Origin of the sequence: Staphylococcus saprophyticus subsp. saprophyticus ATCC 15305 = NCTC 7292 (assembly GCF_000010125.1) — a bacterium.
GTDB lineage: Bacteria > Bacillota > Bacilli > Staphylococcales > Staphylococcaceae > Staphylococcus > Staphylococcus saprophyticus.
Map to the genome: position 1 here is coordinate 587565 of NC_007350.1, position 12351 is coordinate 599915.

Consider the following 12351-nt stretch of genomic DNA (forward strand, 5'->3'; position numbering starts at 1 on the left):
CCTTTCATTACTGTAGAATGCTACATCTAAATATTTTATGACTTTTGTTTCTATTTTGTTATAATATGCAATAACTGTGATAACTAGTTATTGATAGATTCGATTATTAGGGAACTCAAATTATATTATAACTGTATTTTTTTGTCATTGTATTAATTTTACCATACTATGAATTTTGATTAGTAAGTAAAATGAAACATTCTAAATACTTGGAGAATAAACTTAGATTGGATGGATTATAAATGAAATCAAGACTGACAACTAAATTTGTGAATAAGTACCTCTTACCTCATAGATCTATTATTTTTAGTTCAGATGAAGCTTTTGAGCAATTTTTAAATGATCGCGAGAAAATTAATGAAAAAAAACATAAACAACCTGAAACATTGAATGTTAAATCTGATTTAGATAAACAAATGCTAGGGGATATTCAAGTCTTTAGATTTCGTTTTAGACATAGCCACGAAAGAAAATTACTCTATATACACGGTGGTTATAATACATTGCAGCCATCTGCTTTTCATTGGAGATTTATGGATAAGCTTTCATTAAGTACATTAAGTGAAGTTGTCATGCCAATCTATCCAAAGACACCTGAGTTTCATATAGATGATACTTATAATGCTATATTTGAGATGTACAATAAATTGCTAACTGAAGTGGATAGTGATGCTATTGTCATTATGGGAGATGGCACTGGTGCTGCTTTAGCACTAAGTTTTGTGCAACAACTGAAGGAAAAACAACGCCCTTTACCAAGTAAATTATATTTGTTTTCACCGTTACTAGATGCCCAATTGGATAATGAAGGTATCACGGAATCACTAGATAAAAAAGATGTCATCGTTGATAAAGATGGCGTACAACGCATTTTAAACGTATGGTCTCATAATCTGCCATTAGACGATGCACGTGTGTCACCAATTTATGGAGAACTGACAGATTTGCCACCGATATATATGTTTGGCGGTGCATACGAAATTTACCTCCCAGACATGCAAAGATTTGCACATATTTTAGCAGATAAATCACAAGAAATACATTTTTATGAATATAAAAGAATGATTCATGCTTTCCCCTTATTACCTATAAGAGAGTCTCATAAAGTGGTTAAGCAAATCGTAGAAACGTTAAAAGATGAATGAACAGATAACTAAATATTTTAAAACAAGCTGAAACATGGATGTCAAAGCTTGTTTTTTTATAATCATTAATAAAATGCTATATGGCTAGAAATAGCGAATCTAAATGCATATATTGTTGTCATACAACGACCTGTGATTAGGTTGTGATTATAGTTTTATAGCTTTACGCTACATTAGGTTTGTTGCGCATGTCATTAAAATGTTTGGTTTAATATCGTTGTGTGAACTGTGTCGATAATTAATTTTTGACCCATTAATGAATAATGATGTGCAAGTACTACATCATAGTCTTCGGTGGGTAGCGCAAGGCTTTTAAACTTAGCTGCAGATGATTCGAATGATTTGATGACTTGAGTGCTAAATTCCGTAAAATTAAGCTTGAAAGCTGCATCGTCAGAATCATTTTTTAATATTGAATCTATGGCATCAATCGCTTTCTTCTGACCTTGTAAATAACTGATATCTAAACCACGTTTAATTAATTTATTGTCTGGTCCGTTTAATACAAGTTGCTTACTTTGATTTAATTCGCTTAATTCATATTTAGTATCATCGAATAAATCATACAATTGTGATGCTACTGCTGAATGTATATGATTTGTCATAGTAATATCTAAACTCCTTTTCTTGAAATCCGAATACGATGGCCTAATTGTTTTGGCCATTCAATTAATTGTTGATTATCATAATAATTGATAATTGCTTGTGCAAATTGTTCTGGGAAAGGTGCAGTTTTATTAGTTGCACGATTAATACCTAACATGAGTGCTTCATTCGTAGCAACTTTTGAACCATGTTCATTTGTCATTATGGAAAAGAAATGGACGCTTTTTTCATTATAATCATATAAATAGATGGTAATGTGATAGCGTTCGTTTTTCTTTAATTCAGAAAGGTAGGCCGTGTGTTCTTCAACTGTAAATAGTGTATAGTTTAAGGCTTCACGCTCTTCCAAGGATAATCCGTGTTGATAATTGAATTGGTTAATGGCATCGCTAAAGACCATATTATAATGAGCATCATGCATGTGACCATTGTGATCAATCATATCTTCGTTCACTTGCTGAATCACTGTGAAAGGATTTTTCATGAATACAACTCCTCAAAGTTTGAAAATATATAATTAAAGTTTAACATGTTTTAAAGTATGCTTAACGAAATAAATCTAAAACATACACACATACTATTTCATGGTAAAATAAAGGAAACGATTTCGGGAGGGGAATAATGAGTATAACGATTAAATATCAAACTTCTGAACAACCTTTCGTTCAGGTAGCTCACTATAATGAAATACCAAAAGAAGCTACGCTGATTTGGTATGATTTTAATGACCCAACGGAAATTGAAAACGAAGTATTACAATCACAATTTAAATTTAATAAACTTGAAATTGAAGATACGATAAAAGGGACACCGAGAGCAAAATATAAGGCCTATGAAACATATCAATATCTCGTCTTTCATAGTATGGATACCCCTTTTAATAGGGATAAAGCGTTAAATTTGTTTATCAAAGATAATATTTTGATTACATACCATCACAAACCATTTTCAATATTAGAAGATGTAGAACAAATGATTAAACATCAATTTAATAAAGATTTAGATACGTCTGATGTGGCACTGTATATTTTAGATAAATTGGTAGATGATTATTTTAAACACATTTATGACATCGAAGATAAAGTGTTTGAATTCGAAGACCAAAATTTAAACAGTCAATCCATTAAAGGTATCATGGAAGATGTATTTAAAATTCGTGGTGACATTATTAAATTGAAACGCATTATATACCCTATGAACGAATTAATAGATAATATTAAAGAAAGTAAGCTATTACTTGTAGATAGTAAAAATCATATGTATATTCAACATATAGAGGATCATATTATTAAACAACAAAGTATTTTAAAAACTGCACAAGAAGTGACAACTGAAATAAGAGATAATTATTCGTCCTATACCTCATTTAAAATGAATAGTGTGATGCAAATACTGACCCTAGTATCTGTGATATTCTTACCATTAACGTTAATTACAGGTATATATGGCATGAACTTTATCAATATGCCTGAGTTAAAGTGGCATTATGGTTACTATATTGTATTAGGTATTATGTTGGCGATCAGTGCAGGATGTATTTATTATTTTAAAAAAGAAAAATGGTTTTAGTATGTAATTTAAGACATTATTTAATATATCAAAGCATTATAAAATGATTGAAAGTAGGAGCAAAAGATGAGCGATAATAAAAGAGAACAAAGAAAAAATGAACATGTAGAAATTGCGATGGCACAAGGAGATGCCACGATTTCTGATTTTGACGAAATACGATTTGTACATCATTCAATTCCTAGTGTCGATGTCGATGATATTGATTTAACAAGTCAGTTAAAAGACTTCACACTAGATCAACCTTTATATATCAATGCTATGACTGGTGGTAGTGAATGGACGAAGCAAATCAATGAAAAATTGGCTGTAATAGCACGTGAAACTGGTATCGCTATGGCAGTTGGTTCTACACATGCTGCATTAAGAAATAGTAAAATGGCATCATCTTTCAGTATTGTCAGAGATACGAATCCGAATGGTATTATTTTCAGTAATGTTGGTGCAGATGTCCCTGTAGATAAAGCGGTTGAATCTGTAAAATTACTCGATGCTCAAGCACTGCAGGTTCATGTGAACGCTCCACAAGAACTTGTAATGCCAGAAGGTAATAGAACGTTTTCTACTTGGATGGAAAACTTAGCACAAATCGTCTCACGCGTAGACGTGCCAGTGATTGTAAAAGAAGTAGGATTTGGTATGAGTAAGGAAACTATTAAGAGCCTCAATGAAATCGGTGTACGCTACGTCGATGTTAGCGGTAGAGGTGGCACAAATTTCGTGGATATTGAGAATGAAAGACGCACATACAAAGATATGGATTATTTAGGATTATGGGGACAAACAACAGTTGAATCACTGTTAGAAAGTGCTTCATATCAACAAGATATGGATATTTTAGCCAGTGGTGGTGTAAGAACACCTTTAGATGCAGTTAAATGTTTGGCATTGGGTGCAAGCGCAGTCGGGATGTCACGCCCATTTTTAAATCAAGTTGAAAACTATGGTATTACTGAAACACTTAATTATACTGAACAATTTACAGATCATATGAAGAAGATTATGACCATGCTTGATGTCAAAACAATAAAAGATTTAAAACAAACGCAAATGGTATTTAGTCCTAAATTACAGTCATGGATTGAACAAAGAGGTTTAGACATCAGATAATTTGAAAAGTTCAAAATAATAGAATAAAACGAAATTAAGCAAGCCACGGCAAAAATGCTCGGCTTGCTTAAATGTGTGATAAGAGATTGGAGTATAAATGACAAGTACTTATACAAACACTTAAATTACTTGCTACAAACTGTCGACAAAATCTTTGATTTTGTTGGCAGTTTTTTACCCATAATTTTCACGGATACTGTCTTAGCATATAATCTTCAACAAGTACTATACTCACAATTTCGGCATAAATCACTATCAATGTAATAGTATATAAAATAAACATGATTGGTATTTATTGTATTAAATAAAGCAAATAATAAAAGCGCTCAATACAAAATAATTGTCATTTCTAAAAATATTTCAAAAAAGCTTAATAAGTGCTACTAAAATTTATTTGTAAGTTATCTATTTAAAGGCATTGATAAATATAGTCACTATTGGTACACCAAGTAGGTCAATTAAGAATGCGCCGACAATTGGTACTACGAGATATGCTTTAGGAGATGCGCCATATTTTTTAGTGATAACATCTAAGTTTGCCATAGCATTTGGAGTTGCACCTAAACCATGACCAATAAAACCGCCTACCATAACTGCAGCATCGTAATTCTTGCCTAAGCCACGGAATAATACGATGACCGAGAACAGAATAATAAATAAAACTTGAACTAGTACGATGATGATTAACGGTATTGCTAATTGATATATTTCAGTAAGTTGAATACTCATTAAAGCAATGGATAAGAATAGGCTAAGTGATACATCACTGATACGATCAATGATTTTCATATCAATTATTTTTAGATTATTGTATTCTGAGATATTTCTGATTATGACAGCGACAAACATTGCACCAACATAAATAGGGATATTGATACCTGTTAAATCGGTAAATGTGTTTCCTAAATAGGATCCAATGGCCATACAAATAGCTACAATTGTAAATTGTAGTAAAAATACGGTAGTAGGCGCCATTCGATTGTGTAAGTATTCGTTTCTATCACTTTCAGAATAATCTTGCGTAGTTTCTTCTGCTTGTTCAGGCTTTAAGTTATATTTATTAATTAAAAATTTCACTACAGGGCCACCAATTAACCCACCTGCGACAAGACCCAGTGTTGCTGCGGCTAATGCTGCCGTTAATGCTGAATCGACACCTATGCCTTGTAACGTTTGTCCATATGCAGCTGCATTGCCATGACCGCCTTCCATTGACATAGAACCCGCAGTTAAGCCAAGTAATGGCGAAATATTGAGTACTTTTGCTAACGAAACACTTATTAAATTCTGACAAATTGCTAATATGCCACAGAAGATAAAGTAAAATATAAGTATTTTACCACCCAATTTTAGTAGTTTAAGCGAAGCGCCTAAGCCAATCGTTGTGAAAAATGCGAGCATAAAGAAATTCTGTATAAATTCTGAATCTAATTTGATTGTTAACAAACTTGCTGACTTCAAAATTGCGACAACAATTGCAAATAATAGTCCTCCGATTACCGGCGCTGGTATACATAATCTTTTCAAAATATTTACATGATTGACGATGTATACACCAAGTAAGTATAAAATACTTGCAAGTGCTAAAGTGGTAATTGCATCTAACTCTAGCATTAATAGACCCCCTTTATTTCATTAACTTTATGTAATTATTTAAATATGATTTCATATTAAGTAAACGTTTACAAAAATATACAAGCATCATTATACATTCTTTAAAACTAGAATGATAGTTTGACCTATAATAAAACAATAGTTGCCAATTTAAACAACCTATATAGTAATGGAGAAAAAACATTGATCAGTACCTTGCAATGTACAGTAGTGTGTTATATTTTTAGCGTAAACTACTGAAAAATTTAGATGATACAGAACGACAGGATATTATTAATGAATATGACACGCATTTTTATAGTGGATTACAAGAAGGAAAAACCGAAGAACAAATCGCTGATGAATTAGGCAATCCGAGACAATTAGCGAAAGAATTAAATGCAAATGCTGCGATAGTCAAGGCTGAAAAAAGTAATAAATTAGGGGATGTGGGTCATGCTACATTAGCTGTTATGGGTTTAAGTATATTAAACTTTTTCGTCATAACGATTCCTTTTATCATATTATTAAGTGTGGTTATTTCATTAATCATTACGACGATATCTCTCATACTCTCACCGATAGGTATTATAATTAAAGGTGCTATAGAAGGGTTTGAAGCAGTTGTCTTATTAGATGTTTTTGTGACAGGCACGATGTTTGGTTTAGGACTCATACTATTCGTCATTACTTATCTTATTACAAAAGGATTTTATGTACTTTGTGTTAAATATCTAAAATGGAATATCCATGTAGTGAAAGGAAGTGCTACGAGATGAAAAAATCATTGATATGGATATTTGTTATTGGTTTAGTCATAACAGTGATTTGTGCAGTAGGTGCAGTTCAACAATTTAAAATTGAACATAAAAAAGCAAATCAAATTACAACGAATTTTAATGAAACTTATAATAATAAAAGTATTAAAGGATTAGATTTAGATTTAAAACATAGTAATGTGAAAATAAAAGAAGGTAAAACGTTTAAGGTATTATCAAAAGGTTCTAATGAAAAAATCAAGATTCATGCAAAAGTTAAAAATGGCAACTTAACGGTAAGTGACCACAAAGGACAATCAAATGTGGATATTTCGTTTTTAGACATGCGATATAATGATATGACTATATATGTTCCTCGAGATTTAGAAAATTTAAAGGTACATTCAGATGATGGTAGTACAACTTTAAATGATATCAATGCGGATAAAGCACAGTTGAATACAGATGTAATGGATTTGACCATCAATGATAGTAAGTTCAATCAATTGGTTGCGTCTGGTGATACATCAGACATTAAACTGAACAAAACGCAATTTCAACACGGTGGTTTCAAAACGGATACCGGTGATATTTTAATGAAAGATACACCAGCGGATAAACCTATGCAAATTAAAACAGATACTGGTAATGTAGAGTTAATATATGGTAAGGATAAACCTAAAAACAGTCAAATTGAGTATAGTAGTGATACTGGTAATTTAAATATTGAAGACAAACAATTTGAAAATAAAAAAGTCGGTAACGGCCATCATGTGATCATGATTAAGACAGATACGGGTGATGCGTTAATTAAATAAATAATATGCTTATTTTAAAGGGATAATGTCAATTCAATGACATTGTTCCTTTTTTGATTTACTATATATCGTATGAAAATACTAGGTTATAAGGAGTATATATATGGAACAGTCGTTACGAAGTGAAAAACAATATGGGGCGTTAGCCTTATTGCCGTTGCTGATATTCTTAATTTTATATATTGGCGTAGGGATTACTTTCACGATAATGGGTAAAGAGGATGCGTTCGATCAGTTACCGAGACATGTGGCAATCATGATAGGTATTGTGATTGCGTGGACTTGCTATGATAGGAAAACAGCATTCACAAAAAAAGTACAAATTTTTACTGAACATGCTGGTAATTCAGGCATAGTAAATTTAGGATTAATCTTACTACTCGCGGGTGCATTTTCTACTGTAACTTCAGAAATGGGTGGCAAGGCTGCGATGGTTAATATGGGTCTGTCTGTTATTCCACCAAGTTTACTCATCCCCGGCATATTTATCATGAGTGGTTTTGCGGCCTTAACATTAGGGACTTCAACTGGTGCACAGGCAGCATTCATTCCTGTTGGTGTTGCAGTCGCACAAGCTGCAGATTTAAGTGTTGCAGCGGCGGGTGCAGCGGTGATCGCAGGTGCATATTTTGGAGATAATTTATCTATTATATCTGATACGACGATCGCAGCAACAAATGGTGTCGGTGCGAAAATGAAAGATAAATTTAAGATGAATGTCTTAATTGCTTTACCGGCAGCTATTATTACAGCTATTTTTTATGCTGTTGTAGGAGGAACAGGTAAAGTAGAAGGAGATTTAAGTTTTAATTTTATCAATATTTTGCCTTATATTTTCGTCTTGATAGCAGCGATTGCTGGTCTTGATGTAATACTTGTATTAATTATTGGTATCGTTATGGCTGGCGTACTTGGCATGGTGCAAGGTCAAATGGGCGTATTTCAATTTACAAAAGCAATAGGTGATGGTATGGAAAGTATGTTCACTATTTTCCTCGTTGCTTTCTTAGTATCAGGTCTTGTGGCATTAATTCGTTACTACGGTGGTATAGATTGGATTATTACAGCTATGAAGACAAAAGCAAAAGGGCGCAAGAGTGCTGAGTATGTTATCAGTTTAATGTCTGGGGTGCTTTCAGCAGCTTTATCACACAATACATTGGCTATTATTATTTCTGCGCCAATTGCAAAAGAAATCGGTGACGAGTATAAAGTACCACCAAAACGTATGGCAAGTTTACTAGATATTTTCGCGTGTTGTGCATTAATGGTATTACCTCATGACTCAGGGATGTTAATGGTAGAACAATACGGTGATGTATCTTACTTAGAAGTTTTAAAATATTCATTTTATCCTGTGATTTTTGTAATTTGTACAATCATTACAATTCAATTTGGACTATTGGATCGAGATAAAAAGCAAAAATAGCATAAATATATCTGTCTCTCATTAGACACTTACTTTATGTTTTGGAAAAGAACTATATAAGTAAAGGACATTCAATATGCGTTTTAAAAACATATTCTGAATGTCCTTTATTTTTTTATATGCGCCAAGTATATTCTGGTTGTCGCATGTCTGATTTCTTCATTCGTGAAATATATGGGTTTCCTTTTACAGTGAATCTTAATGGCTTGTGTGTCCATTCCCCTTTGTTAGGTATGCCAATACGGCCACTTGCTTCAATTTCTTTAGGATACTTACGATTTTTTGTATCAATTTTTAGCCGACCTTCATTCAATTTGGATCCGTCTAAATGTCTAGGTATGTTAAACGCCTTAGTCCATTTACCTGGGCCATTAGTCAGTTCGAAACCGTTCTTTCCTCGATTAATAGCCATTAACTCTATACCTTCTTCGGGTTCTATTGCCCTAATTAATACCCCTTCAGGTTGGCCTTCCAATTGGGTAACGAAATTAATGAGTAGATGTGTATGCATGACATGGGCATAAATAGTGCCGCCTTGTTTATACAATGATTCAACTTTAGGTGTTCTCTTTCCGTTATAACCATGGGCAGCACGATCTTTTGTTCCTATATATGCCTCTGTTTCTACAATATAACCTGTAAAGGTTTGTAGTTCATCGTGGTAGATGATTCTTACGCCGAGTAAGTCTTTAGCAATTGTTACGGTATCGCGTTGTAAAAAATCCATTAGATGCCCTCCACTTTTAATTATATGAAATTAAATTTTTTTAGATGTTTTTAAAATATTTGTAAAATTGTGTTACTATGTACATGATTATTTGTTACACTAATTATTATAAGATTAATAGGAATTAGCATATGCTTTTGGTTAAAGTCTAGTATATGACAAAACTTATTGAAAACAAAATGAATATGAAATGAGGGGAAAGTATGGAACGAAGCATTGGATTTGGTCAGGCACTCAAATTATTTTGGAAAAACTATGTTAATTTCAAAGGCCGTTCACGTCGTAGCGAGTACTGGTTCATGGCATTATGGAACATCATCTTTATGATGCCAGCATTGATTTTGTATATCATCGGTTTAATAATGACTGTATCAGGCGCAGCATCAAGTTCTGAAGAATTGGTTGCTATAGGAGTTATATTATTATTCTTATCGATTTGTTACGCATTAATATACAGTTTGGCAACATTAATTCCAGGATGGGCACTTTTAATCAGAAGATTTCATGATACGGGAAGAACCATGCTCATGCCATTAATATATCTAGGTGTTATTGTTATAAGTTATCCGGTGCTATTTGTAGTGAATATTCAAGATCCTGAATATAATAATCCAGTATATATCATATTTTTTGCTATTATTTTCCTTGTCTATATAGCACTTGGCATCTACATGCTAGTGATTTGTTGTCTTGATAGTGAAAGAAAAACGAATAAATATGGTGCTAGTCATAAATATGGCAATCATATTAAATCATCTACTAACACATATGCAAATCAAGACGCACCTATACACGAAGACACAAATGTGAAACACGTGAATAGTGAAGAGAATGCTTTCAGTGAAGAAGTTAACACTAGTGATGAGAACGCTACTAAAAAAGACGATAATTTTAAATATTAAATGCCATAAATTATAAAGAGGGTTGTTTCATATAATTGAAACAGCCCTCTTTATAATTTAATTAATATAAGATAATTGTGGATATTCTTTACCAAGCAAATCATGCAAGGCTTTATAACGATCAAATAAAAGCGCATACTGTTTAACTTTTTTAGCTTCTGGTTGTTTACGATAATAAACAGGTTGCTTCATATGTTTGACAGTTTCTTTTAAGGTTGGATAAGCGCCACCAACATTTGCACCCAACATAGCTGCACCAAGCGCTGTAGCGTTACTTGAATCAATAACGACCACTTCTTTATTTAGCACATTAGCATAAATATCAACTAAAAGTTCACTTTTTATAGGAATACCACCGGCAGCATATACTGTTTCTACGGGAATGTGGTTGTTTTCAAATTGTTGCATAATCATTTTTGTTCCGAACGCTGTAGACTCTAAATAAGCTTTGTGTATCATTTCAAATGGTGTTTGCAGTGTTAAACCAAAGATACTACCTGTTAGCTTACTATCACTTAAGATACTACGGTTACCATTATGCCAATCGAGTACGGTTACATGCTGTTTATCTATTGATATATCAGCAGCCAGTTTCTCTAAGTATCCAAGGATAGAAAGGCCTTGTTTTTCAGCTTGGTCTACATAAGATTTTGGTGCGAGGCTGGCAGAATAATTAAATAAATCACCAACAGCAGCTTGTCCAGCTTCATATGCATAAAGACCTGGAATGATAGCATCTTTAACTGAACCAGTAATTGCAGGTATGGGTTCTTGTTTTGGATCGAGCATCAGATGGCATGTACTTGTACCGATAACAGGCGTGAATTCACCTTGTTCAATTGCGCCGACACCGAGTACACCGGAGTGCGCATCAATGATATACGGAGAAATTTGTACTTGTTCTGTAAGGCCCCATAGATTTTGATAATATGGGCTCAAACTACCAGCGCTTTCACCGATATTGACTACGGGTGATTCGCATTTTGTTTTAACAATTTCTGGTAATTCCTGATCGATAGCTTCAAAAAAGGAATAATTGAAGCCATCTGTTTCGTTATAAAAGCCTTTAAATCCAATGCCACAATTAGAGCGAATATTTTTATCAGTTAATAAACTGACTAAATAATCTCCAGCTTCCATGATATAGGCACTACGTTCTAAAACTTCTGGTGCTTTGTTTTTAACTTCTAATATTTTAGGAATCATCCATTCACTGTTTACGTTATGACCATAAAAATTTAACCAGGATGGGTTTACCTTATCACTTACTTGTTTCATGTAGGTTGCTTCATCTTGAGCGCCATGATGCTTCCACAGTTTCACATAAGCATGCGGTTGATCTTCTAAATCTGGATGTAAATGTAAAGGTTTGAAGTCATCATCTAAGAACACGATGGTACAACTGGTGAAATCTATACCAATGCCAATGATGGACTTAGGATCAACTTGACTATCTTTTAAGACGTACTGAACGCCTTCCTCCAATATAGAAGTGTAGTCTGCTGCATGTTGTAAAAAATAATTGTGCGGTAATTCGGTACCATTTAATGATTCTGAAATGGTGCCATGTGGATATTCTTTTATATATGTAGAAATAATTTCACCATTTGTTGTATCTACTAAAAATACGCGCCCTGAAGCGGTACCATAGTCGATGCCGATACTATATGTCATGATTGCATTGCCCCCTAATC

12 protein-coding genes and 1 pseudogene are annotated in these 12351 nt (G+C 33.2%); 8 read left to right on the plus strand and 5 right to left on the minus strand.

From position 1 onward, the window contains the following. Positions 1–242: 242 nt before the first annotated feature. On the plus strand, positions 243–1145 hold the full coding sequence (locus tag SSP_RS02680; protein ID WP_011302503.1) for an alpha/beta hydrolase fold domain-containing protein: 903 nt from the start codon (positions 243–245) through the stop codon (positions 1143–1145). 194 nt (positions 1146–1339) lie between these two features. On the opposite strand, the gene SSP_RS02685 is transcribed toward SSP_RS02680, so the two are convergent. Together SSP_RS02685 and SSP_RS02690 are read right to left on the minus strand one after the other, a co-directional pair. Continuing rightward, positions 1340–1750: a hypothetical protein gene (locus SSP_RS02685; RefSeq protein ID WP_002482505.1), complete on the minus strand. Its 411-nt coding sequence runs from the start codon at positions 1748–1750 to the stop codon at positions 1340–1342. An 8-nt stretch (positions 1751–1758) separates the two neighbouring features. Further along, complete coding sequence (locus SSP_RS02690) at positions 1759–2235, minus strand: thioesterase family protein (RefSeq protein WP_002482506.1); 477 nt, start codon at positions 2233–2235, stop codon at positions 1759–1761. Between the two features lie 137 nt (positions 2236–2372). Between SSP_RS02690 and corA the strand changes: the two genes are divergently transcribed. Together corA and fni are read left to right on the plus strand one after the other, a co-directional pair. After that, positions 2373–3320 (plus strand): magnesium/cobalt transporter CorA, encoded by a 948-nt coding sequence (corA, locus tag SSP_RS02695; RefSeq protein ID WP_011302504.1) that lies wholly within the window; start codon positions 2373–2375, stop codon positions 3318–3320. Between the two features lie 66 nt (positions 3321–3386). Further along, positions 3387–4430 carry a type 2 isopentenyl-diphosphate Delta-isomerase gene (gene fni, locus SSP_RS02700; RefSeq protein ID WP_011302505.1) on the plus strand — a complete coding sequence of 348 codons (1044 nt, stop codon included), beginning with the start codon at positions 3387–3389 and terminating at the stop codon, positions 4428–4430. Positions 4431–4835: 405 nt separating this feature from the next. Here the strand turns inward: fni and gltS are convergent, their stop codons facing one another. Beyond that, positions 4836–6044, minus strand: a complete 1209-nt coding sequence (gltS, locus tag SSP_RS02705) for a sodium/glutamate symporter (RefSeq protein ID WP_011302506.1) — start codon at positions 6042–6044, stop codon at positions 4836–4838. Between the two features lie 236 nt (positions 6045–6280). Between gltS and SSP_RS13355 the strand changes: the two are divergent. From SSP_RS13355 to SSP_RS02720, 4 genes and pseudogenes are all read left to right on the plus strand, one after another. After that, positions 6281–6406 (plus strand): annotated as a pseudogene (locus SSP_RS13355) (HAAS signaling domain-containing protein); the annotation flags it as partial. Positions 6407–6496: 90 nt separating this feature from the next. Continuing rightward, on the plus strand, positions 6497–6802 hold the full coding sequence (locus tag SSP_RS13360; RefSeq protein ID WP_371806945.1) for a hypothetical protein: 306 nt from the start codon (positions 6497–6499) through the stop codon (positions 6800–6802). Next, positions 6799–7599 (plus strand): DUF4097 family beta strand repeat-containing protein, encoded by an 801-nt coding sequence (locus SSP_RS02715; protein WP_011302508.1) that lies wholly within the window; start codon positions 6799–6801, stop codon positions 7597–7599. Before SSP_RS13360 ends, SSP_RS02715 begins: the two co-directional genes overlap by 4 nt. A gap of 103 nt (positions 7600–7702) precedes the next feature. Further along, the gene (locus SSP_RS02720; protein WP_011302509.1) at positions 7703–9028 is read left to right on the plus strand and encodes a Na+/H+ antiporter NhaC family protein; all 1326 of its coding nucleotides are present in this window, start codon (positions 7703–7705) and stop codon (positions 9026–9028) included. Positions 9029–9143: 115 nt separating this feature from the next. Here SSP_RS02720 and SSP_RS02725 read toward each other — a convergent pair whose 3' ends face one another. Next, positions 9144–9755: a DNA-3-methyladenine glycosylase gene (locus tag SSP_RS02725; RefSeq protein ID WP_002482515.1), complete on the minus strand. Its 612-nt coding sequence runs from the start codon at positions 9753–9755 to the stop codon at positions 9144–9146. Positions 9756–9958: 203 nt separating this feature from the next. On the opposite strand from SSP_RS02725, the gene SSP_RS02730 reads away from it, so the two are divergent. Next, positions 9959–10657 (plus strand): DUF805 domain-containing protein, encoded by a 699-nt coding sequence (locus SSP_RS02730; protein ID WP_011302510.1) that lies wholly within the window; start codon positions 9959–9961, stop codon positions 10655–10657. Between the two features lie 57 nt (positions 10658–10714). Here SSP_RS02730 and SSP_RS02735 read toward each other — a convergent pair whose 3' ends face one another. Next, positions 10715–12331, minus strand: a complete 1617-nt coding sequence (locus SSP_RS02735) for a ribulokinase (RefSeq protein ID WP_011302511.1) — start codon at positions 12329–12331, stop codon at positions 10715–10717. Positions 12332–12351: the final 20 nt, after the last annotated feature.